This window comes from Bacillus sp. ISL-34 (genome assembly GCF_018613325.1).
Classification (GTDB): domain Bacteria; phylum Bacillota; class Bacilli; order Bacillales; family DSM-1321; genus Peribacillus.
The window spans coordinates 1-22365 of the sequence record NZ_JAGGQJ010000031.1; the positions used below are offsets into that span (position 1 = coordinate 1).

General features: G+C 40.0%; 21 protein-coding genes. 17 read left to right on the forward strand and 4 right to left on the reverse strand.

Annotated elements, in window-relative coordinates; genetic code table 11:
• Window positions 1–532: IS3 family transposase (locus J7E52_RS20400; protein ID WP_214750276.1), on the forward strand; the 532-nt coding region annotated here is incomplete at its 5' end.
• Window positions 533–831: 299 nt separating this feature from the next.
• On the opposite strand, the gene J7E52_RS20405 is transcribed toward J7E52_RS20400, so the two are convergent.
• A complete protein-coding gene (locus J7E52_RS20405) occupies window positions 832–1299 on the reverse strand; it encodes a GNAT family N-acetyltransferase (protein ID WP_214750277.1) in 468 nt (155 codons plus the stop codon).
• 434 nt (window positions 1300–1733) lie between these two features.
• On the opposite strand from J7E52_RS20405, the gene J7E52_RS20410 reads away from it, so the two are divergent.
• Window positions 1734–2297 (forward strand): group-specific protein, encoded by a 564-nt coding sequence (locus tag J7E52_RS20410; RefSeq protein ID WP_214750278.1) that lies wholly within the window; start codon window positions 1734–1736, stop codon window positions 2295–2297.
• A gap of 647 nt (window positions 2298–2944) precedes the next feature.
• Here J7E52_RS20410 and J7E52_RS20415 read toward each other — a convergent pair.
• Window positions 2945–3286 carry a ParB N-terminal domain-containing protein gene (locus J7E52_RS20415; protein ID WP_214750279.1) on the reverse strand — a complete coding sequence of 114 codons (342 nt, stop codon included), beginning with the start codon at window positions 3284–3286 and terminating at the stop codon, window positions 2945–2947.
• Window positions 3287–3498: 212 nt separating this feature from the next.
• On the opposite strand from J7E52_RS20415, the gene J7E52_RS20420 reads away from it, so the two are divergent.
• From J7E52_RS20420 to J7E52_RS20435, 4 genes are all read left to right on the forward strand, one after another.
• Complete coding sequence (locus J7E52_RS20420; protein ID WP_214750280.1) at window positions 3499–5673, forward strand: DNA topoisomerase III; 2175 nt, start codon at window positions 3499–3501, stop codon at window positions 5671–5673.
• 102 nt (window positions 5674–5775) lie between these two features.
• Window positions 5776–6204, forward strand: a complete 429-nt coding sequence (mntR, locus tag J7E52_RS20425) for a transcriptional regulator MntR (protein ID WP_063234342.1) — start codon at window positions 5776–5778, stop codon at window positions 6202–6204.
• 173 nt (window positions 6205–6377) lie between these two features.
• On the forward strand, window positions 6378–7073 hold the full coding sequence (locus J7E52_RS20430) for a class I SAM-dependent methyltransferase (RefSeq protein ID WP_214750281.1): 696 nt from the start codon (window positions 6378–6380) through the stop codon (window positions 7071–7073).
• The gene (locus J7E52_RS20435) at window positions 7073–7768 is read left to right on the forward strand and encodes an AIM24 family protein (RefSeq protein WP_214750282.1); all 696 of its coding nucleotides are present in this window, start codon (window positions 7073–7075) and stop codon (window positions 7766–7768) included. The genes J7E52_RS20430 and J7E52_RS20435 overlap by 1 nt, the downstream gene beginning before the upstream one ends.
• A 107-nt stretch (window positions 7769–7875) precedes the next feature.
• Here J7E52_RS20435 and metA read toward each other — a convergent pair whose 3' ends face one another.
• Window positions 7876–8784, reverse strand: coding sequence for a homoserine O-acetyltransferase MetA (metA, locus tag J7E52_RS20440; protein WP_214750283.1), 909 nt, complete (start codon window positions 8782–8784; stop codon window positions 7876–7878).
• A gap of 168 nt (window positions 8785–8952) precedes the next feature.
• Here metA and J7E52_RS20445 point away from each other — a divergent pair, with 168 nt between their 5' ends.
• The 9 genes from J7E52_RS20445 (at window position 8953) to J7E52_RS20485 (ending at window position 18326) form a co-directional block, all read left to right on the forward strand.
• Window positions 8953–9489, forward strand: coding sequence for a hypothetical protein (locus tag J7E52_RS20445; protein WP_214750284.1), 537 nt, complete (start codon window positions 8953–8955; stop codon window positions 9487–9489).
• Between the two features lie 75 nt (window positions 9490–9564).
• Window positions 9565–10041, forward strand: a complete 477-nt coding sequence (locus J7E52_RS20450; protein WP_214750285.1) for a glutathione peroxidase — start codon at window positions 9565–9567, stop codon at window positions 10039–10041.
• A gap of 140 nt (window positions 10042–10181) precedes the next feature.
• A complete protein-coding gene (locus J7E52_RS20455; RefSeq protein WP_214750286.1) occupies window positions 10182–11027 on the forward strand; it encodes a DegV family protein in 846 nt (281 codons plus the stop codon).
• A 53-nt stretch (window positions 11028–11080) separates the two neighbouring features.
• Window positions 11081–11725, forward strand: coding sequence for an HD domain-containing protein (locus J7E52_RS20460; protein ID WP_214750287.1), 645 nt, complete (start codon window positions 11081–11083; stop codon window positions 11723–11725).
• Window positions 11722–13599 carry an ABC-F family ATP-binding cassette domain-containing protein gene (locus tag J7E52_RS20465; RefSeq protein ID WP_214750288.1) on the forward strand — a complete coding sequence of 626 codons (1878 nt, stop codon included), beginning with the start codon at window positions 11722–11724 and terminating at the stop codon, window positions 13597–13599. Before J7E52_RS20460 ends, J7E52_RS20465 begins: the two co-directional genes overlap by 4 nt.
• Window positions 13600–13729: 130 nt before the next feature.
• Window positions 13730–14866 carry a conserved virulence factor C family protein gene (locus J7E52_RS20470; protein ID WP_214750289.1) on the forward strand — a complete coding sequence of 379 codons (1137 nt, stop codon included), beginning with the start codon at window positions 13730–13732 and terminating at the stop codon, window positions 14864–14866.
• A gap of 315 nt (window positions 14867–15181) precedes the next feature.
• Entirely contained in the window at window positions 15182–16867 is a 1686-nt protein-coding gene (gene ilvD, locus J7E52_RS20475; protein ID WP_396020299.1) for a dihydroxy-acid dehydratase, read from the forward strand.
• 170 nt (window positions 16868–17037) lie between these two features.
• The gene (locus J7E52_RS20480; RefSeq protein WP_214750290.1) at window positions 17038–17475 is read left to right on the forward strand and encodes a BrxA/BrxB family bacilliredoxin; all 438 of its coding nucleotides are present in this window, start codon (window positions 17038–17040) and stop codon (window positions 17473–17475) included.
• Between the two features lie 71 nt (window positions 17476–17546).
• Window positions 17547–18326: a class I SAM-dependent methyltransferase gene (locus J7E52_RS20485; RefSeq protein WP_214750291.1), complete on the forward strand. Its 780-nt coding sequence runs from the start codon at window positions 17547–17549 to the stop codon at window positions 18324–18326.
• Here J7E52_RS20485 and ggt read toward each other — a convergent pair whose 3' ends face one another.
• A complete protein-coding gene (ggt, locus tag J7E52_RS20490; RefSeq protein ID WP_286197959.1) occupies window positions 18327–20015 on the reverse strand; it encodes a gamma-glutamyltransferase in 1689 nt (562 codons plus the stop codon).
• Between the two features lie 434 nt (window positions 20016–20449).
• Between ggt and J7E52_RS20495 the strand changes: the two genes are divergently transcribed.
• The gene (locus J7E52_RS20495) at window positions 20450–21067 is read left to right on the forward strand and encodes a YpjP family protein (protein ID WP_214750293.1); all 618 of its coding nucleotides are present in this window, start codon (window positions 20450–20452) and stop codon (window positions 21065–21067) included.
• Window positions 21068–21264: 197 nt separating this feature from the next.
• Window positions 21265–22029, forward strand: a complete 765-nt coding sequence (locus tag J7E52_RS20500; protein ID WP_214750294.1) for a TerC family protein — start codon at window positions 21265–21267, stop codon at window positions 22027–22029.
• The last annotated feature ends 336 nt before the right edge of the window (window positions 22030–22365 follow it).

A 22365-nucleotide genomic window follows, 5' to 3' on the forward strand; every position in this document is an offset into this window, starting at 1 on the left:
GATTGCGCCCAACATTCTAGCACGTGATTTCAAGGCGGCAAAGTCCAATGAAAAATGGGTAACAGACGTCACGGAATTCCATCTAGCTGGGGAGAAACTATACTTATCGGCCATTCTTGACTTGTTTAATGGAGAAATCATCGCCTATAATATCGAATCTCGGCCTGTTTATCCGCTCGTTTCCAAAATGCTGGATAAAGCCCTTGATCGCTTGGAATCGAAAGATTCACCCATTCTCCATTCAGATCAGGGCTGGCATTATCAGATGAAACAATACTCGCATGATTTGAAAAAACATAACATTACACAAAGCATGTCCCGCAAAGGAAAATGTCTCGATAATGCGGTCATTGAAAACTTCTTTGGCTTATTAAAATCCGAATTACTCTATCTTCAAGAATTTGAAAGCATGGAGCATTTCAAACAAGAACTAGAAGAATATATCCATTACTACAATCATCAACGAATCAAGGTAAAATTAAAAGGCATGAGCCCGGTAGATTACCGGGTTCATGCCCTCAAGGCTGCCTAAGTAAATAAAGTGTCTAACTTTTTGGGTTCACTTCATCATCAGCTCTTTTTTTTATGGAACTATCGGGGCAGGTTACTTCAATAAGGATAGTTATAATTGACTTGGAGAAACTATACCTAAAAATAATTGGGGGGATGAAGTTGAATTTAAGACCGAAGAGCATCAAGGGTATTTTTGCATATCCCCCCGAAAGGGTTTATTAAGAGAAAAAACAACGCATCTCAAAACATAAGTTCTTTACTTTTACCTATTAAAGAACTTTTTTCATTTTGATTAGAAAGAATATTATTTTATTTAACTTAACTCATTTGGTATTGTAACCAAGAATTTTTCTGTCCACCCATCTTATCATATAGTGTTTGGGCTTTAACATTGTCTTGGGCTGTTTCCCATAACATATATGCAAATCGGTTTTCTCGAATATAAGTAAGACATGATTCAAATAGAGTTTGTCCTACATTCTCTCTTCTGCACTCTGGAATCACAAATAAATCATGTAGTATAGCGATTCTCTTTACCTCAAGTGTATTGTAAGTAAAGTATAGTGTAGCAAAACCAACAATTTTCTTGTCTTTTTCTGCGATGAATTGTAATCCTTTTGATGAGTCGTTATAAATTTCGTTTACAAATTCAGTTAGAGCTTCTTCACTAGGGCGAGGGCATTGATAAAAATCAACAATATAATTGAATATTAAAGGTAATAACTGCGGAATGTCTCCCTTCTCTACTTTTCTAATTTGAATTGTACTTAACTTGTTTGTGGTCATTCAAATTTTCACTCCTTTTATAAAAATAGTTACTTTCTCCATATTTGTTAATGCAAAAAACATACCAAGATTGTCCACTCTTGTTTTTAGTAATTATAAAGTTAATTTCCATAAAATGTATTACAAAATGCATGTTATGCATCTTGTAATACTTTCCAAAAAACAAATGCTAGCAATAATGCCGGTTACACCCTTATCGTGGTGAAAACCGGCTATTTTTATATCTAGATGCCCTTAACGTTGTAAATCCGCGTCATGCTGGTGGTACCCTTAATCAACTAACGGGTGCTTTAGCTGAAGATCAGAGCTGTTTTTAAGGCAGCTTTTTCTTTATGGAACTAACGGGGCAGGTTAGTTCAACAAGCGAACGGAGATTAAGAGGAGAATGTTGATCTTTTGTTGAAGGGTATATAATTAGAATTGGAGGTGCCACAATGCCAGAATATATATATCATACGGTTCCTAAAGAGATGATTGGCGACAAACTTATATCATTGAATGCTTTAGGTAAGATCTATCCTCATTTGTATGAGAAATATACGAAAAAGTATTATGACCACCCTGAGAGACCGAAACTGCTGAAAAAACAAATACCTAAACTTAATTGTTTATGGAATGATGTCATTCATTTTCTACCGTTACATCCTTATTACGTTTACGAAGCTGTCACAAGCTTAGGAATAAAAACTAAAGTAGAACAACAATTTTTAAAAATCCCAATTGAAAGACTAACAAGTAATATGAATGCTATATATCTTTACACAAAAGAGAAATACAAAGGTCCTGCTGAAGATATTGAAGAAGATGAAATTAAGCTATTGAATATTGAGACTTATAAAGAACTTAAAGAAATACCCTCAGCTTCAGTAGAATATTACAAAATTGAAAATGAGAAGGGTAACAGATTTGGTCTTTTTCCATACATACCACATTTATTAAGTCTTGGAGAGGTTGAAATTAATGATGTGGAGATTGTAACTTGGAATAAACTCGAATAAAGAGGATTCTTATAGAACTAACGGGTGCGTTAGTTCTATAATGATCACTAAGTATACTAAATCACTAGAAAAGAACCCTTTTTGATCAATCTCTTTTCAAAATGGATTGTATTTATTTACGAATATGAGGGTTCAGGAGGACCTTTTGATCAATCTTTATTTCAAAGCTACAGTGGATTCTTTTTTTAACAGATGCTTTAGCACAATACATACATGAACTGAGCTGGAAAGTTCCCTCTAAAGAATAAGGAATAAGAATGGCCGAAAATCAATTGATTTTTCGGCCATTTTAATATTTGAAAATGGGGGATTCAAGAATTATTTCTCTACAGATGCAATGATGTCTTCAGCTAAGAGTTTAGAACCACTAGCACCTTTTAGATATTTCAATGTCCCTTCACTAGACCAATCAAATATCTTTATACTGCTCATTCTTTTATTTACTTCTTTAATGTTTAACTGGTTGGAAACAAAATTATAATTTGAAGGAATAATTTTTTTGCCGCCGGCTATAGCAAAAGCATTTAAACAGACTATATGAGTTAGTCTATATTGCTTATAATCACTCCATTCAACAGGTAACAACTCTTTTATACAATTAAAATAAGTAAGAGTTATATTAAGTATTTTTTCCTTAGGTAATTCGGCTATCTTTGTATTTTAATTAATAACAAAAGAAAGTTATATACATTTTGTAAAGTAATATGCTTTTCTTTAGTTCTTTTGCCAATTAACGTTCCTTTATTATACAAGGGGCTGTTAGGGTCAATAATTAGCTGTGTTGCAATCCAACTAAGATTATCACTTTCTCTTTTTAAAAATCTACTTAACGAAGTACCTATACCTTTAGCTTTTGTATTAATAATATCAAAAAATTTAATTTCCTCATCTTCATCTAACCAATGGAAGGCAAGAAAAGGAACATTTAACATTGAATTTGTTGTTTTTGTATATAGCTCAATTCCTCCTAATCTATGTTGTCCATCCATTAATGAAGCTTGTTTTTTTGCAATTTAATCTGCCTATAGTTTGACGGCTTTTATCATCAGCCGGAAATTCCCAATCTTCACGGCAGGAAAGCAGTCATTTCATGCTTTCCCGGAACAGTTCAGTTAAAACGAAGTCATATCTAGCCGATTGTGATAATTAAGGTATAATGATAGGGGAAAGATATTTTGTAACGGATTAGGTGAAGATGATCATGAAGCTAATCATTGCGGAGAAACCAGATCAAGGTTCAACGCTAGCAGCTCAATTTAAAACGAAGAAACAGCAAGGCTATATAGAAATCATGCCGAATGAACTTTTTCCCGATGGAGCTTATGTAACTTGGGCCGTTGGGCATTTATGTCAACTTGTTTCGCCGGAAACCTATGATTCAAAATGGAAAAAATGGTCGATGGAAACGTTGCCGATGATTCCTGAGAAATTTCAATATGAAGTGACCCGACAAAAGGCAAAGCAATTCTATGTTGTGAAGACTTTGCTTAGGAAACCGGAAGTCGATGAAATCATTCATGCAGGTGATGCCGGGCGTGAAGGAGAATTGATTGTACGCAATATCGTTAATCTATGCAATGTCAATAAACCGATGAAACGTTTATGGATTTCCTCTTTGACCCCTAAAGCGATTTATGAGGGATTCCAAAATCTGAAGAGCGAGGAAAAAACCAGGCCGCTCTATTATGAAGCGTATACAAGAGCTTGCGCGGACTGGGTTGTGGGAATGAATGCGTCGAGAGCGTATAGCATTTTATTGAAACAAAGGGGCGTTTCGGATGTGTTTTCAGCTGGAAGGGTTCAGACACCGACTCTTGCTTTGATAGTGAAGCGGGAAATGGAAATTGAGCAATTCAAGTCTGAACCGTTCTGGGAAGTGTTCGCTGACTTCAAGATGGATGGAAAGAAATATCAGGGAAAATGGCAGCAGAACAATGACCCGAGAATCAAGACAAAAGAAATGGCTGATAAAATTGCCGCCTTTTGCAAGGGTAAGGAAGCTGAAATAGCTGAAATGGATACGGAAAGGAAAGAATTTCAGCCGCCTTTGTTATTTAATCTATCGTCATTGCAAGCGACAGTAAACAAGATTTATAAATATTCACCGAAACAGACGCTTGATATTGTACAAAGTTTATATCAAAAAGGGATCGTTTCTTATCCACGTTCAGATTCCAATTATGTGACGGAGGGGGAGGCCGAAACATTTCCCGATATTTTGCAAAAACTAAGCGGATTTTCGGAATATGAATCCCTGTTTCCGTTGCCACAACCGAACATCATGAATAATAAACGGTTTGTAAATGAAAAAAAAGTGACTGATCACTATGCAATTATCCCGACGGAGCAGGTAACTGACCCAAAGCGGCTTTCCGCCGAAGAACGGAATATTTATGACTTGGTGGTACGCCGGTTGATTGCGGCCCATTATGAGAAAGCCATTTTCGATTACACCACGATTAAAACGCTTGTCGATAAGCGTGCCGAATTCATTTCTAAAGGCAAGCAGCAGATTCAAGAGGGATGGCGCAAAGTGATTTTCCAAAATGACAAGGATGATGATGATATCATTTTGCCTTCCGTTTCCAAAGGGGATTCTGGAAAGGTCGCCAATATAAAGGTGAAAGAAGGAAAAACCCAGCCTCCTAAGCGCTATACAGAAGGTCAGCTGATCACTTTAATGAAAACTGCCGGAAAGCATCTGGATAATGAAGAGTTAGAAAAGGTGCTGATGAAAACCGAGGGTCTCGGAACCGAAGCAACCCGGGCTGGCATCATAACCATGCTCAAAGACCGTAAATACATCAATGTCAAAAAAAATCAGGTGTTTGCGACAGATAAAGGGAAAGTGCTGATTACAGCAATCGGGGAGAAAATCCTGGCTTCACCTGAAATGACAGCCAAATGGGAACAGCGTTTGAGGGAAATCGGTGAAGGGAAGGCTTCAGCTGGCGGCTTTATGGAAGCTGTTAAAAAAATGTCAGCAAAAATCATCAGTGATGCCGTGGAATCATCGGAAAGCTGGGATTTTCAAGGGCTGGACACCGAGTCGATTCAACGGAGCGGCCATAAAAAAAGAAGCTCGGCATCTGTGGGCAGCTGTAAACTATGCGGTTCTAAGATTGTTGATAAAGGGGAATTCTATGGATGTGTAAGTTATCAAAAAACAAAGTGTAACTTCACGATCTCCAAAAAAATCCTTAATAAGAAAATCAGTCAAGCAAATATAAAAAAGCTGTTGGCGAGCGGTGAAACGGATTTGATAAGCGGTTTTAAAAAAGGGGAAAAGACCTTTGATGCCATTTTATCGTGGTCCGATACTGAAAAGAAAATCAGTTTTACATTCCCAACAGAACAAAACGTCAAGCAAACTTGAGAAGAAACACCATTAAAGGCGCCCTGAGACTTATATCTTCTTGTTTCGGGGTCATTTATATAGTAAAATTTTTAGATATGCGTTTGAATGGGAGGATTCCGAATGCCTACACCGAGCATGGAGGATTACATAGAACAAATTTATTTACTTATTGAAGAAAAAGGATATGCAAGAGTTTCCGATATTGCCGAAAATCTTTCCGTCCACCCATCTTCTGTTACTAAAATGGTACAAAAACTGGATCAGGAAAAATATTTGATATATGAAAAGTACCGGGGTCTCGTTTTAACTGCAAATGGGAAAAAGGTTGGTAAAAGGCTCGTATACCGTCATGAACTTTTAGAACAGATGCTAAGGTTGATTGGGGTCAAGGAAGAAAATATTTATCATGATGTAGAGGGGATCGAACACCACCTTAGTTGGAATGCCATCGATAGGATTGGAGACCTGGTTGAATTCTTTGAAGAATCTCCTGACCGTGTCGAGGATTTACGAAAGATACAAAAAAGAAATGAAGAAAATTCAAAATAAGCTGCCGCTGGCAGTTTTTTTTATGTATTTGAAAATCACTAGGGGGCAGCGTTTAAAAGAGGATTTTTGAATTATGAGCAGAATAGCTATAGGGAAGCCCCGTATTTTGATTTCCGGAAACTATTTTTCAGGACTTAATTAGTTAGGGGTTAAATGGGGAGGGTGAATTTCTGATGAATTTACATACATGGCATAAGGAGTCGGAAAAGGAATGGGATGTTTTTGCACCTATGTGGGTGAAGAATTCACAAGAAATGTGGGAAACGGGGAGCCGGAAAAACATTGTTCCTTTCTTTTCTGAACATGTACCTTCGGGAGTGAAGGTGGCTGACATAGGCTGTGGAGATGGAGTTGGTTCCTTGAAATTGGCCGAAGCGGGATTTGAAGTAACCGGAGTTGATTTATCCAATGTGATGATTGAATTTGCAAAGGGAAAAACCGCTCAACAACCAGGACTTTCTTTCCTGCAAGGAGATTTTTATAATCTTCCATTCAAAGATGAAGAAATGGATGCGGCAATGGTCATCAATTCTTTGGAATATACGGGTGAACCATTGACGGTGATGAAGGAAATTCAACGGGTAATAAAGCCTGGCGGTTATGTCTGTTTTGGGATACTTGGTCCAACCGCTGAACCACGAAAAAAATTCAGTTTTCAACGGTTATTAGGAGATAAAGTCATCATGAATACAATGCAGCCTTGGGAATTTGAAAAAATGGCAACAGAAACGGGATGGAGGGCAGTGGCTGATACCGGCGTTGCAAAGAGAGGGGTGGACTATACAAAACTAGGACATTTTTCCAAGGAACTAAAGCAAGCTGTATCGTTCATGTGGCTGTTCCTCCTGCAAAAAGAGGTGGGACAGTGATGGAGAAGTATCAAATCGATCAATTCGTTGAAAAGACGAAACAGCAGGATAAAGGGCAAGGCTTATTCGAACTTGAAACGGAACGAATCCTGGAGATTAATTTGGAACAGCAGATCTGGGCAAAAATGGGGACGATGGTTTCTTATCGCGGCCATATTAAATTCGAGCGGGAAGGCATCTTGGAGCATGGTCTTGGTAAACTCTTCAAAAAAGCCTTGACTGGTGAGGGTGCATCCTTGATGAAAGCGACCGGAAGCGGCAAGCTATACGTCGCGGATCAAGGGAAGAAGATTTCTATTTTACAGTTAAATGGTGAATCAATCTCTGTTAACGGTAATGATTTACTTGCATTTGAGCCGGGGATTCAATGGGATATAAAAATGATGCGGCGCATTGCCGGGTTATTGGCTGGGGGATTGTTCAACGTAAGGCTCGAGGGGAGAGGCATGGTCGCATTCACTTCCCATTATGAACCGCTTACTTTAATGGTGGAACCTGGGAATCCGGTCTATACGGACCCGAATGCCACAGTAGCTTGGTCAGGGGAATTGCAGCCTGAATTCGTAACGGATGTTTCATTGAAATCGTTTTTTGGAAGGGGAAGCGGCGAATCCGTTCAAATGAAGTTCGAAGGTCAAGGATTTGTGGTCGTCCAACCCTTTGAAGAGGTATACTTCGGTAATAAAGAATCATGAAACAAACAACCTGAGTCAGAAACTCAGGTTGTTTTCCTATATTATCGGAAGTGACTGCCCAAAAAAACGATTCACTTAAAAGTGAAAGCTTCTTTCCTCTTACCCTTTCAATCCCACTCATAAGGGGTTGATTGGTAGACATAATAGTTCAGCCAATTCGAGAACATCAGGCTGCAATGACTCTTCCAGCGGTGAAGAGGTACCTTGGTCGGATCGTTATCAGGAAAGTAATTTTCAGGGAGTTGCGTATTGATCCCACGCTCCCTATCGCGCCTGTATTCTTCACCTAGGGTATCGGCATCATACTCGAAATGGCCGGTAACCATAATTCTTTTTCCATCAACCGAAGCAGCCATCAATACACCAGCTTGATCGGACTGTGCGAGAACCTTCAATTCAGGATGGTTAACTAATTTTTGATAGTCAATATCCGTATAGCGTGAATGAGGGGCCATAAAATAATCATCGAATCCGCGGACTAGATTTTCATTAGGTTCAAGGACCTCATGGGTGTATACGCCGAAGCATTTCTCTGGAAGTTCGTATTTGCCTATTCCATAATGATGGTACAGGGAAGCTTGTGCCCCCCAACAGATATGTAGGGTGGATGTGACATTTTCGCTTGACCAATTCATGATATTCTGCAGTTCTTCCCAATAATTAACGTCTGAAAATTCCAGCTTTTCTACTGGAGCGCCTGTAATGATCAAGCCGTCATATTTCTTCGTGCGAATATCATTAAATGATTTGTAAAATTGATCTAAATGAAATTTACTTGTGTTTTTTGATTCATGTGTACTCAAGCGCAGGAATGATATATTTACTTGAATGGGAGTATTGCCAAGAAAGCGCAGTAACTGGGCCTCCGTTTTTTCTTTCTCTGGCATTAGGTTTAAAATTAATATATTCAATGGACGGATTTCCTGATTCGTGGCTCTTTCCTCATCCATTACGAAGATATTTTCCTGTTCTAATATTTCCCTTGCTGGCAGTTGTTCCGGAATTCTGATTGGCATGATTAGCCTCCTTCTTCAAAAATCATAATATTTTAATTATATAGAAAATTATCGAATAGAAAAGCTATTTTAATAATTTCTTGTAAATCCCGAAGGAAATGGCCTGGGAATGGTAAAATGGGAAGATCATGAATACATAAACTTATAAGTTGGAGAGGTGTTTGGAGATTGTTTGATCCTACAGCATTTGAGAACATGAAAGTGGTATTGGAGGGTGCGGTTTACGATCGTGACTTCATTGGAGATATATTGGTCATTAACCGTGATGATATCGTGAATCTCTCAACCATGTCCAGATCATATAAGATTGAGATGGAATTGAAAAAAACAATGGCGCCCATTTCGATTAGCGGTGCCATCGAGTTACACGCTTCGCTCAAGAACCTAAGTTCGGAGTTACTCGATGCAGCTATTGATGATGCGCATTCGGGCTGCACGGTCGATATTTTCATTTCTTTTCCCAGGAAGCTTGATGAAGTGAATGCTGAACAATTGTGGAACGACCTGGAAAAAATTTGGGGAGATCAGAGAATCATTACAGTGACGACCAGCGATACGGTCAGTAAAAAAATGCAACCCGTTACTTCATCTATATATAAAGTTTCATTTGGAAGGCTTGTAAAAGAAGAGCAAATGGATGATTTGGAAGACATGGTAGAGTATTTGATTCAATCCATCCAAGCAGTGAAGATTCCGGGAGGATAGGAAAAGGATAAAAGTTGGTAAACGTACCTTTAAGTACGGTAAAATGAATCATCATACTAAAGGGAGAGATCATACATGTCCATTTACGAATTTGAAGTCAATAAAATCAATGGAGAAACCATCTCGCTTGAGGAATATAGAGGGAAAGTTATGATTATAGTGAATACCGCAAGCAAATGCGGTTTTTCGCCACAGTATGATGATTTGCAAAGCCTGTATGTGCAATATAAAGAGGATGGGGTAGTCGTGCTTGGTTTTCCGTGTAATCAGTTTTTGAATCAGGAGCCTGGTGATGATCTGGAAATCGATTCATACTGCAAATTGAATCATGGTGTAACATTCCCGATGTTTGCAAAAGTGAATGTCAAAGGAAAGGAAGCCCATCCCTTATTCAGCTATCTGACTGAAAATGCTCCTGGAGTGATGGGGTCCAAATCGATAAAATGGAATTTTACAAAGTTCTTGATTGACCGAGATGGAAATATCGTCAGTCGGTATGCGCCTAAAACAAAACCTCTGGATATGGAAGAGGATTTAAAAAAATTATTATGAAGAATGGTATCGAGTCCAACGGAAGCTTCAGTTGGGCTCTTTTTTTAAGGTAAGATATTTATTGCATGCATCCGTTTTTAAAAGGGGACAGATGGTTGGGATGTTGAATATAATAGAAGACACATTTGAGGGGGGAAACCATGGAACGAATAGCTTGGGTAACAGATAGTACGGGAACTTTAGACGAAGAATTATCAATGAATGAACATGTATACGTCGTTCCGATGGTCGTCATCATCGATGGGAAGGAATATGAAGATGGCGTCGACCTATTACCTGAGGAATTATACCGGCGGATGAGTGAGGAAAAAATCACCGCCACTACGTCACAGCCCTCGGTCGGCAGATTCCAAGAGTTATATAAGGAGCTTGAAAAACGCTATGATCGAATCATAGCCGTACACCTTTCAAGCGAATTGAGCGGCACCGTTTCCGCGAGCAGGCAAGCTGCACAAATGGTTACGATCCCCGTTGACGTTTTTGATACTTTACTTATTTCCTTTCCAATGCTATTAATCTTGAAACGGCTCATGCATTATATTGATAATGGCGATTCCATCAATGAGGCTTTCGTCAAAACGAGAATGTATGCGGATAACCATGAAACCTATGTATTAATAGGTTCTTTAGATCAACTGCATCGCAGCGGCAGATTAACAAACGCACAGTATATTCTAGGAAGCCTATTGAGCTTTAAACCCATCATTTCAATCGAAAACGGTGTGCTTCAAACCAAATCTAAACCCCGGAACCTTAAAAAAGCGGAAAAACAGATCTTCACAGATTTTCGCAGGGCAGTCGAAGCGGGAAAAGTAAAAGAATGCACCATATTATATGGTGCAGTGTCGGAACTGGCACAAAAATGGAAAAAGATGATTTCCGAAGAATTTCCTCATGTGTTGACACATGTATCCCCACTGGGCAGTGCCATCGGTGTGCATACCGGTGAACAGACGATTGGACTCAGTTGGTTCAATGAAGATTAAAGCACACCATTATTGAGAAGCATGGTAAAATAGAAAGGACATGGAGTGGTGAAATGAAACAAACGGTGATTGAATTAACGGAGAAGTATGTATATGACCAATTGAATTCTGATGCCAGCGGCCATGATTGGTTTCATATCGATCGGGTTCGTAAGCTGGCTTTACATATTGCAAAAGAAGAACGAAAAGGAAACGAGTTCATCATTGAATTGGCGGCTCTGCTTCATGATATCCCTGACGATAAACTAAACCGGGAAGCCGATGGAGGCTGGAAAAAGCTTGACGTTTGGTTTGATGAAATAAAGTTGGATATTGATAGTGTGGATGCCATCAAACAGATCATCAATACGATTTCATATAGTGCAGGGCAGTTGAAGCTTCCTTCGGTTGAGGCTGAAATTGTTCAGGATGCGGACCGCTTGGATGCTATTGGTGCCATTGGCATAGCCAGGACATTTGCATTTGGCGGAAAAAAGGGACAACTTATGTATGATCCTTCATTGCCCGTAAGGGAAAACATGACCAAGAAGGAATACAGGAATGGCAAAAGCTCTTCCATCCATCACTTTCATGAAAAATTATTGCGTTTGCAAGATATGCTCAATACTTGTACAGCCAAGAAGATTGCAAGTGAAAGGCATGAATATATGGTTGGATTTTTAGAGGAATTTAATAAGGAATGGGATGTACGATTATGAAAGTTTTTAGCATGGAACATGTAATGAAAACCCAAGGGGAAAAGCTGCTTTTTAAAGATGTCTCTTTTTCCATTACCGAAGGGGAAAAAATCGGGATCGTTGGAATAAACGGCACCGGTAAATCGACATTATTGAATATCATCGCAGGGTTGGAAGACAGTGATTTAGGAACGAAGGATCACCCGAATGATTACACGATTTCCTATCTATCCCAAGACCCGCATTTTGATGAGAAATTGACGATCATGGAATATATGTTTGAAAGTTCAACTCCTGTATTTTCATTGATTAAAGAGTATGAAAAGACACTCGTTCAACTTCAGGTAGATCCGCAGAATGGCGCAATACAGGACCGTTTGTTAAAACAGCAACAGGATATGGACACGCTTGGCGCCTGGGATACAAGTGCCAATGCCAGAACGATTCTGACCAAGCTTGGTCTTTCTGATCACTCAAGGAAATTGGGCGAACTGTCAGGTGGCCAAAAAAAACGTGCGGCCCTGGCAAAAACCTTGATTGAGACCCCTGATTTACTGATTTTGGATGAGCCTACGAACCATCTCGATTTCGAAAGCATCACATGGCTTGAAGAATATTTGGGGAAATATCAAAAGTCCGTTTTATTTGTAACCCATGATCGATATTTCCTTGATCGTGTGTCCAATAAGATTTGGGAAATTGCCCAAACGCAGCTTTTCGAATACAAAGGAAACTATGCGGATTATTTAGAATCCAAGGCCATCCGTGAAGAGAACGAATCGGCTGAAAGAACGAAAAAGGAAAGTCTATTCAAAAAAGAATTGGCTTGGATCCGTAAAGGTGCCAAGGCCCGTACAACGAAACAAAAGGCCAGGATCCAACGCTTCGAAACATTGGAATCAGGTGTTAAGGATAAGCAGAAAACAGAGAACCTGGAAATGGAATTAAGCGGTGCCCGTCTTGGGAAAAAGGTGCTTGAGATGCAGGATGTTTCTAAATCCTTCGGTGATCGAAACATCATCAACCATTTTTCCTTCCTCTTCAAACCAGGTGATCGGATTGGGATCGTCGGTAATAATGGCAGTGGAAAGTCAACCTTGTTAAATATCCTGGCCGGACGTGAATCTATAGATGAAGGAAACCTGGAAAAAGGGCAAACCGTGAAAATAGGCTACTATACACAAGAAAGCGTCGATATGGATGAGAATTTGCGCATGATAGAGTATATTCGCGAAACGGCGGATTCCATCGCCCTTAAAGATGGCAGTTTCATATCTGCTGCGCAGATGCTAGAAAGGTTCTTGTTTCCAATGGGATCACATGGGACGCCAATCCGCAAGCTTTCCGGAGGGGAGAAACGGCGTTTGTATCTCCTTAACATATTGATGTCGGCACCTAATGTCCTGCTTTTGGATGAACCGACGAATGATTTGGACACGCAAACCTTGACCGTTCTGGAGGATTATTTAGAAACGTTTTCAGGTGTAGTCATTACCGTATCACATGATAGGTATTTCCTGGATAAGACATGCCATCAGCTTCTTGTTTTCAAGAATAAAGGTGAAATTGATTTCTATTATGGCAGTTATTCAGAGTTCTTGGAAGATAAGACGGAAGAGGCCGTACCAGTAAAAGCACCGGAACCTCAGATGAACCGGACCGAAAAGAAAAAGAAAAAACTGACCTATTCGGAAAGTAAGGAATGGGAAGAGATAGAAGGGAACATGGAACGGGCCGAGCTGCGCCTGAAAGACATAACATCAGAAATGTCAGCAGCGGGAAGCGATTTTGAAAAAGTCCGCCTTCTCCTTGAAGAAGAAAAGGAACTAACGGATAAATTAGAACATTTGATGGAAAGATGGACGTATTTAGCGGAAAAATTGGAAGAGGAATGAGCGTGGAGACTGGTCCAAGGGAACAAACTTGGACCGGTCTTTTTTTAGCCAATCTCAATTGCATGAGAATCTGTTGCCGATGTGATAATATCTAGTACATGGAAACGTCTTGTTAAAGGAGAGAAATGCATTGAAAATTAAGTCGATAGAACCTACACCAAGTCCGAATACAATGAAAATCAATTTAACTGAAGAGCTATTAGCTGGTAAAAGCAATAATTATAAGAAAGACCAAGCTGATCAGGCACCTCAGCTGATCAAAGATTTATTTACGATAGAGGGAGTGAAAGGAGTATATCATGTTGCGGACTTCTTAGCCGTTGAGCGAAATGCGAAATATGATTGGAAAGATATCCTGGTCCAAATCCGTCAGGTTTTCGGGGAAGAAACCGAAGAACAAAATCAACAAACGGCATTAAATGAACATTACGGTGAAGTAACTGTCGCCATTCAACAATTCAAGGGCATTCCGATGCAAATTAAAGCAAGCGATAGCCAACACGAAAAACGTTTTGCCTTACCTGATTATTTCATAAAGGGTATTGCCGCTGCCCAAAAAGAAGATGACAATGTAGTCCTGCTTCGAAAATGGAAGGATTATGGCGTAAGATATGGTGATATGGAAGATATCGTGAAGGAAGTATCGGATGAGCTGATTGCAGCTTATCCAGAAGAACGAATTAATCGGCTAGTGGCCGCTGCAAATGAAATGGTGGATTCGAAGGAAGCATTCTTGAAACGACCAAAAATTAAACTGACGGCAGAAATGCTGAATGACGAAAGCTGGGAAAAGCGTTATCAGGCATTAGAACAAATGGTAGATCCAACGGTTGACGATATTCCTGTATTGGACATGGCACTCTCCGACAGTAAGGTCTCCATTCGAAGGCTCGCGGTCGTATACTTGGGTATGATCGAGGATAGAAAAGTGCTCCCGAGTTTGTATAAAGCATTGAAAGATAAAAGTGCGGCCGTAAGACGAACGGCTGGTGATTGTTTATCAGATCTTGGCTTTGAAGAAGCGATGGGGGAAATGTCTCAATCACTTTCGGATAAAAATAAATTGGTTAGATGGAGGGCGGCGATGTTTTTATACGAAGTGGGAAATGAAACGGCCCTCCCTTATCTTAAGCAAGCGGAACAGGACCCTGAATTCGAAGTGGCCCTTCAGGTCAAGATGGCCATTGACCGTATAGAAAATGGGGAAGAAGCAAAAGGTTCGGTTTGGAAGCAAATGACAGAATCAAGACAAGCGAATGACAAGTGATTTGGAAATACCAAGGAAAAAGGCATGCGGAGGATTTAATCCGCATGCCTTTTTATTTTTGTCGGTCATTTCCAGTTGTTCGACATAAATTCCCCACAAGTCGTATTCCAAAACATTCAAAATGGTTAATTTTTTGTCATACATAAGTTTTTAAGATATAAATTGGATCTCTATTATTTTAGTAAAATGATTTTTGTAGATATTTAGTGTTGAATGGTTGCATTTGTGTATAAATATGTTAGAATTTTTAGAGTATACTAAAAATTATATTATATTGAATCATTAAACATTTAGTGAAAATTGGGGGTACAACAAATGTCTACATCAAATATGAGAAGTGACATGATTACAAAAGGGGTCGATCGAGCTCCACATAGAAGTCTGTTGCGGGCAGCAGGGGTTAAAGAAGAAGATTTCGGTAAACCGTTCATCGCGGTTTGTAATTCATACATCGATATCGTTCCAGGTCATGTCCACCTTCAGGAATTCGGAAAAATAGTGAAGGAAGCGATTCGCGAAGCAGGCGGTGTTCCTTTCGAATTCAATACGATCGGGGTAGACGATGGAATTGCGATGGGTCATATTGGTATGCGTTATTCTTTGCCAAGCCGTGAAATCATCGCAGATTCCGTGGAGACTGTTGTATCAGCACATTGGTTTGACGGTATGGTTTGCATTCCAAACTGTGACAAGATAACACCGGGAATGATGATGGGAGCACTTCGTGTCAATATTCCTACAATATTCGTAAGTGGCGGACCCATGAAAGCAGGTAAAGATAAAAACGGTAAATCTCTTTCATTAACATCCGTTTTTGAAGGGGTGGGTGCTTATCAAGCAGGTAATATCAATGAAGAGGATTTGCAGGAAATCGAACAAGTTGCATGCCCTACTTGCGGTTCTTGTTCAGGGATGTTCACTGCAAACTCCATGAACTGCCTGGCTGAAGGCTTAGGACTTGCGCTTCCGGGAAATGGAACGATTTTGGCAGTAGCAGAAGAACGTAAGGAATTCGTTAAGAAATCCGCTAAACAGTTGATGGAGATAATCAAACAGGATATCAAGCCTCGTGATATCGTAACGATTGATGCAATTGATAACGCATTTGCATTGGATATGGCGATGGGCGGTTCGACCAATACCGTTCTTCATACACTTGCATTGGCACATGAAGCAGGTTTTGAATATCCAATGGAACGCATAAATGAAATAGCTAACCGGGTACCGCATCTAGCGAAAATCGCACCGGCATCCGATTATCATATTGAAGATGTACATAATGCCGGTGGTGTAAGTGCCGTCATTAATGAGTTACTCAAAAAACCAGGTGCCTTTAATGGAGACTGCCTTTCTGTCTCAGGTAAAACGCTCCGCGAAAATGTTGCCGGTTGTGAAATATTGGACAAGGATGTAATCCATCCGTTGGATAATCCGCATTCTGAGCGTGGCGGGCTTGCGGTATTGTTTGGTAACCTTGCTCCTCAAGGCTCCATCGTAAAAGTGGGGGCGGTTGACGAATCAGTTGGTGGCTACCACAGGGGTCCTGCCATTTGTTTCGATTCCCAGGAAGATGCACTTTCCGGGATCATTACTGGAAAAGTTAAAGAAGGAGATGTAGTGGTCATTCGTTACGAAGGACCTAAAGGTGGGCCAGGTATGCCGGAAATGTTGGCACCCACTTCCCAAATCGTCGGGAGGGGACTTGGAGCGAAAGTCGGTTTGATCACTGATGGCCGCTTTTCAGGCGCATCTCGAGGCATCAGCATTGGTCATATATCCCCTGAAGCAGCTGAGGGAGGGCCGATCGCCTTTGTTGAAGATGGAGATATCATCGAATTGGATTTGAATAATCGTAAAATCCAATTGGAAATTTCCGATGAAGAATTCGAAAAACGCAAAGCAAATTGGAAAGGCTTCGAGTCAAAAGTCAGGACAGGCTATTTAGCACGTTATTCCAAACTTGTGACGAATGCCAGCTCAGGCGGAGTGATGAAAGTTTAAGTTAAAAGGAAGACTAAAACATGGTGGCAGAATGAAAGTGGATTCTGTCACCATGTTTCTTTGTGAGGAACAATGAATTTTACAAAGCTTTAAGCGTCATTTTTGCATATGCACTTAACAATATAGTATGATTAAACTAATTGAAGAATTGTAACCAAGGGGGTTTTTTTATGTCGATGGCATATGATGAATATATGAAACAAATGGTGAAACCAATGCGTGCGGAACTGGTGCAAGCAGGTTTTAATGAGTTGGAATCCGCTGAAGCGGTTGAAAACTTTATGGAATCGGTAGAAGGTACGACACTTGTGGTCGTGAATTCAGTTTGCGGCTGTGCTGCCGGGTTAGCCCGTCCAGCTGCTACTCAAGCCGTACTGCAAGCAGACAATAAGCCAGATCATTTGGTAACTGTATTTGCCGGCCAAGATAAGGAAGCGACAGCTAAAATGCGTGAATACTTCGATGGAATTGAACCTTCTTCACCATCCATGGCTCTTTTAAAGGGCAAAGAGGTCGTACATTTCATTCCTCGCCATGATATAGAAGGACAGCCAATGGAAGCTATCATGGAAAATTTATTGGCAGCGTTCAGTCAAATAAATAAATAAGTGAAATGGAGGAATGTCCTGGAAACAGGGCATTCTTTTCAAATTTAAGAGAGTATGAAGGGGTATGATTCATGTTTGTCACAACAGTAGGAAGAGCCGATAAAGAAACGATGATATTAGCCAAAAGGTTTGCTGAAGAATTACATATCCCCTTTATAGCCCGAAGGAAACGATCGGTGAGAGATATTCAAGCGGAACAGAATGAAGATGATTGCCTTGTTTTTGGTAAAAAGAGGATGGAGTTATATCGATACCAGGAAAAAGAACCATTCTTTTTTCACCCGAACCTAGCGATGATCCGTCTAAAAAGAATAATTCGCGGCGAAAGCGATCCATTTCTCATAGCCGGAGATATAAATGAAGGGAATTCTGTGCTTGACTGTACCTTGGGTTTGGGATCTGATGCAATTGTCGCAAGTTTTGCAGTGGGTGAAGATGGACAGGTTGTCGCGTTAGAAGGAAATCAATATTTGGCCTTGCTCGTGGAACATGGGATGATGACCTGGGAGGATGCAGAAGAAAAAATGACTTCTGCGATGAGAAGAATAGAGGTCATCCAAGGTGATCATTATGAAATTTTGAAAACATTGCCGGATAATCATTTTGATATCGTATATTTCGATCCCATGTTTGAAGAAACGATTCAGGAATCGAATGGAATCAGGGGACTGACTCATTTTGCGGAAGGTAAGGATTTATCTGTGGAAATAATCAAAGAAGCCAAGCGGGTTGCGCGAAAGAGAGTCGTGTTGAAAGACCATTTTCGCAGCTCCCGCTTTGAGGAATTTGGATTTGAGGTAATAAAGAGAAAAACATCCAAATTTCATTTTGGCTTCATTTCCATCCAGTGATCACGATTTATAATCAGTTTCGTCCAGACCCATGGCACAGCCTTCTCGGCTTGAATCGGCAGCACCATAGTTAGAGCCATCAGGGTTGATTTGAATCGCTTGGACATTCCCTATAGAGTGGGGAACTTCATTAAAGGCGAAGCCCATTGCTTCCAAGTGGCCTTTGCTGGTCATATCCATTCCTGGCTCCCATTCAATATGAGGGCCCATAGGAGTGAAAATTCTAGGTTCTTCGATGGCTGCTTTCAAATCCATTTTCATATCGAGTACATTGATGATCGTTTGTACGACAGAACTGATGATGGTTGGTCCCCCAGGTGAACCCAGTGTCAAAATCGGCTCGCCGTCTTTAAAGATGATGGTCGGGCTTTTACAGCTGACGGGCCGTTTATTGGGCTGCACTTCATTCATCCCGCCTGGAATGGAATCGAAATCAGTCAGTTCGTTATTCAGCATGAAACCATAGTCGGAAACCATGATGCCTGATCCAAATGGATGTTCCACTGTGGAAGTGCATGCTGCGATATTACCCCATCTGTCACGGACAGTGAAGTGTGTCGTTTCACTGATATCCTCGTTATCAGGCTGTGGAATGACTTCCCTTTGTTTCACGGAATCATAAATCCAAGGGTTTCCGAAGTCAATGGCATTATTTCTTGTTTTGAAATTAATGAATGAGCGGCGTTTAGCTATATAATTATCATGCATGAGACCCGCCAATGGCAATTCGGCAAATTCGGGATCAGCAAGAAATGCCTTTTTGTCTGTAAATGCCAGACGCATCGCTTCTGCAATTAAATAATATTTTTCCCAAGAACGGGTGTCATATTGTTCTATATGGAAGCTCTCCAATATTTTCAGGATTTGGATGACCGTGAATCCGCCAGCACTTGGGGCATTTGATGATGCAATTCGATAATCCTTATATGTCCCATACAACGGAACATCGATTGTAGCTTTATAGCCCTTTAAATCAGAAAGCTCCATGAACCCTCCTTGTTCCTGTATACAGGAAATGATGCCCTCTCCGATTTCACCATCATAAAATGCGGAAATTCCTTCACGCTGTAATATCCGATAGGTATTCGCCAGTTTTTCTTTTATCAGCAAATCGCCATCTTGATAGGGTTTTCCGTTTGGCATGAAGAATTTACGCGCTTCATCGCCCAGTCTATATTCAAAATTTTTAAGAGCATCGCAAAGAACCCAATTGACGGGAACTCCTTTTTCTGCAAATTCAATGGATGGCTCGATGAGGTCAGCTAATGGCTTGCTTCCAATTTCGTTGAGTGCTTCATCCATGGCTTTCAGTATTCCGGGAATGCCAACCGCTGTAGCTTTGATTGACCTTTCTTTAAATGGGATGACTTCCCCTTTTTCATCAAGAAACATGTCTCGATGTGCGGCTTTAGGTGCCCTTACATGGCCATCGTATATTTTCGTTTCTTTATCTTTAGCGTTATATACCATAAGGAAACCACTTCCGCCGATACCAGTCATCATGGGTTCCACAATATTCAGGGCAAATTGGATGGCGACAGCCGCATCGACCGCATTTCCACCTTCACGTAATATTTTTTTCCCTATGGAAGTGGCTACAGGATGAGCTGTTACGACCATCCCGGCGTTCCCTGTATCTGTTTCCCTTTTGTAATCCTTATCTCTAATGATTTCATTGTTGTTTTCCAAAATGATTCCTCCAGTATCCAGTCCTTTTATCTGCCAAAAGGTGAGCATATGCTTTTAGTGAAAAGAAAACCTTGTCATTGTAGATAAATGACAAGGAGATTTTTCGTAGGTATTCATTTATTCTTAATCAGCAAATGATAAATATACGAAAAATGCTAATGTTACAAGACATAAAGCCACCATGGCAGTCGAAACCATATAAGACCCCTCCTTAAAAAGACTTGAATCTAATTAAGTTCTCCAAAAATCGTCAAAATCCTTCATTTAGTTGTAAAATTATTGATATTTAATAAAAAATTCGGGTTCATAAAGTTTATATAGGTATTTTTCCTTTTTTTAAATTTTTAAACATGGGTAACTATATATTCGTAATTACCAAAAAATAAAAGTATACTAAATATAAAGACAATACAAAAAAGGAGGGGGAGTGTGATTTGAAAGCAGCGGTTTGGTTCAGGAAAAGTCTCGTCATTTTAGTATCCGTTTTGACGTTTGGTCTTGTCACTCCTTCAGATCTGGCGTGGCTTGCGGAAGCCGATTCGTTAAAGGACACTAAAAAAGGCATAGTGGAAGAAGAGGGATTAGCCTATCTTCCTTCGCAAAATTCGACTGAACTAGAAGAGGAATTCAACCGGCAAGAATTTTTATCGGGCATTTTGAATAAGGCAGAAGAAAACGCATTTATGAAATTTGGCGATAAAATCAATCCTAAAATTGGCGATGAATTCAAAATGGCCATATTACCAAAAATGGAAGAAGCCATTACCGAAATGGCTGCCCAATTTCCAGATGAAAAATTACAGCAATTAACCATCACTGAGCAGCCAAGCGCGGGCAGGGCCGAAAAAATATTTCATATTTATGATTCAAACAGCGGCAAGGATATCATCAGATTCCATGTCAGGCAGGAAAATCCTCCACTGGAAGGGTATTGGTTCGATTTTCACTATCATACCTATCATGATTCATTTGCCACCCATTATAATATAGGGAAAATATATTGGGATAAAAATACGCCGCCAGAGTGGACGAGTAAACAAAGGATCTCATAGCGGTTGGTTTCGTTGATTTTACTTAAGTGTAAGAGTATGATGAAATGAATTTCAAATAAGCATCGAAATGATACGTTGTCATGCAACGTATTTATTTTGTGTTTAAATAAAAGTAGAGTTTTTATCATAACGGGGAATAATGTTATTTTAAAAGGTTTTCTAATTTTGCTGTTATTAGTAGCAGAGGAGTCTTTATCATGTCAGAGTTGTTAAATAACATAATGCAAACGTATGCTCAATTTTTTGACTGGCATATGTGGGGGGAGGTTTTATCCGACCCGGTAAGCTGGGGATTGATTGGAACGCTCGTATTAATGGAAGGATTGCTATCAGCGGATAACGCTTTGGTATTAGCTGTAATGGTCAGGCACCTTCCGGAAAAACAACGGAAAAAAGCACTTTTCTACGGTTTATTAGGTGCTTACGCTTTTAGATTTATAGCGATTGGAATCGGTGTTTTCCTCATTAAGCTTTGGTGGGTGAAGGTGATTGGAGCCGTCTATCTTGGTTGGCTCTCATTTAAATACTTTAGGGATAAAAGAAAAAAACAAGCTGATGAAGATATACAGGGAATGAATAAAAACAGCATCCTGATCCGTATGTTTGGTACATTATGGGGGACGGTTGCGGCAGTGGAATTGATGGATATAGCATTTTCCGTCGATAGTGTCTTGGCCGCATTCGGGGTGAGTGAACAAGTCTGGGTGCTTTTGACAGGCGGAATGATTGGTGTCTTGATGATGCGGGGAGTGGCGGGGTTATTTCTAAAATTAATTGATAAGGTTCCTGAATTGGAAACTGCCGCATATGTCCTTATCGGATTCATTGCTATAAAAATGCTAATTGCCGTTGTTGGGATCGAAATTCCGCCTGCGATCTTTTTTGCCTTTATTTTGCTGATTTTCGGTACCACGATCGTATTTCATTTGAAGAAAGGGAATAAGCTCAAGGAACATGGTTGAGCTCAATTTAAAAAAGCTGTCATCAAAAATGATGTCAGCTTTTTGTCGCCAAAGATTTCGGAATGGCCTCATCCCGAAGCTCTTTCATGATTTTTGTTATTTCTCTTAATTCGAATTCCCCAATTACGATTTTTACCATTTCTCGATCTATCTTCTTCAACTAACATCATAGATTAGTGAAAGAAGGAGAATCAAATTTAGTGAAGAATTAATCTTGTTAGAAATGGTATCTTAGCTGGAGGAAGTATCACTGGAATTACAAGATGGTTTATATGAAGAAATATCAAGTTTATGTTCCGAGGGGGATCTGTTGGCTGATGAAAAAACAGCGTAACA

Coding starts and splice junctions, on each gene's coding strand:
- J7E52_RS20455 (WP_214750286.1), top strand. CDS start 10,182: ATGGAACGAATAGCTTGGGTAACAGATAGTACGGGAACTTTAGACGAA.
- J7E52_RS20500 (WP_214750294.1), top strand. CDS start 21,265: ATGTCAGAGTTGTTAAATAACATAATGCAAACGTATGCTCAATTTTTT.
- J7E52_RS20410 (WP_214750278.1), top strand. CDS start 1,734: ATGCCAGAATATATATATCATACGGTTCCTAAAGAGATGATTGGCGAC.
- J7E52_RS20435 (WP_214750282.1), top strand. CDS start 7,073: ATGGAGAAGTATCAAATCGATCAATTCGTTGAAAAGACGAAACAGCAG.
- J7E52_RS20480 (WP_214750290.1), top strand. CDS start 17,038: ATGTCGATGGCATATGATGAATATATGAAACAAATGGTGAAACCAATG.
- J7E52_RS20465 (WP_214750288.1), top strand. CDS start 11,722: ATGAAAGTTTTTAGCATGGAACATGTAATGAAAACCCAAGGGGAAAAG.
- J7E52_RS20460 (WP_214750287.1), top strand. CDS start 11,081: ATGAAACAAACGGTGATTGAATTAACGGAGAAGTATGTATATGACCAA.
- J7E52_RS20415 (WP_214750279.1), bottom strand. CDS start 3,286: ATGGATGGACAACATAGATTAGGAGGAATTGAGCTATATACAAAAACA.
- metA (WP_214750283.1), bottom strand. CDS start 8,784: ATGCCAATCAGAATTCCGGAACAACTGCCAGCAAGGGAAATATTAGAA.
- J7E52_RS20430 (WP_214750281.1), top strand. CDS start 6,378: ATGAATTTACATACATGGCATAAGGAGTCGGAAAAGGAATGGGATGTT.
- J7E52_RS20405 (WP_214750277.1), bottom strand. CDS start 1,299: ATGACCACAAACAAGTTAAGTACAATTCAAATTAGAAAAGTAGAGAAG.
- mntR (WP_063234342.1), top strand. CDS start 5,776: ATGCCTACACCGAGCATGGAGGATTACATAGAACAAATTTATTTACTT.
- J7E52_RS20450 (WP_214750285.1), top strand. CDS start 9,565: ATGTCCATTTACGAATTTGAAGTCAATAAAATCAATGGAGAAACCATC.
- J7E52_RS20485 (WP_214750291.1), top strand. CDS start 17,547: ATGTTTGTCACAACAGTAGGAAGAGCCGATAAAGAAACGATGATATTA.
- J7E52_RS20420 (WP_214750280.1), top strand. CDS start 3,499: ATGAAGCTAATCATTGCGGAGAAACCAGATCAAGGTTCAACGCTAGCA.
- ilvD (WP_396020299.1), top strand. CDS start 15,182: ATGTCTACATCAAATATGAGAAGTGACATGATTACAAAAGGGGTCGAT.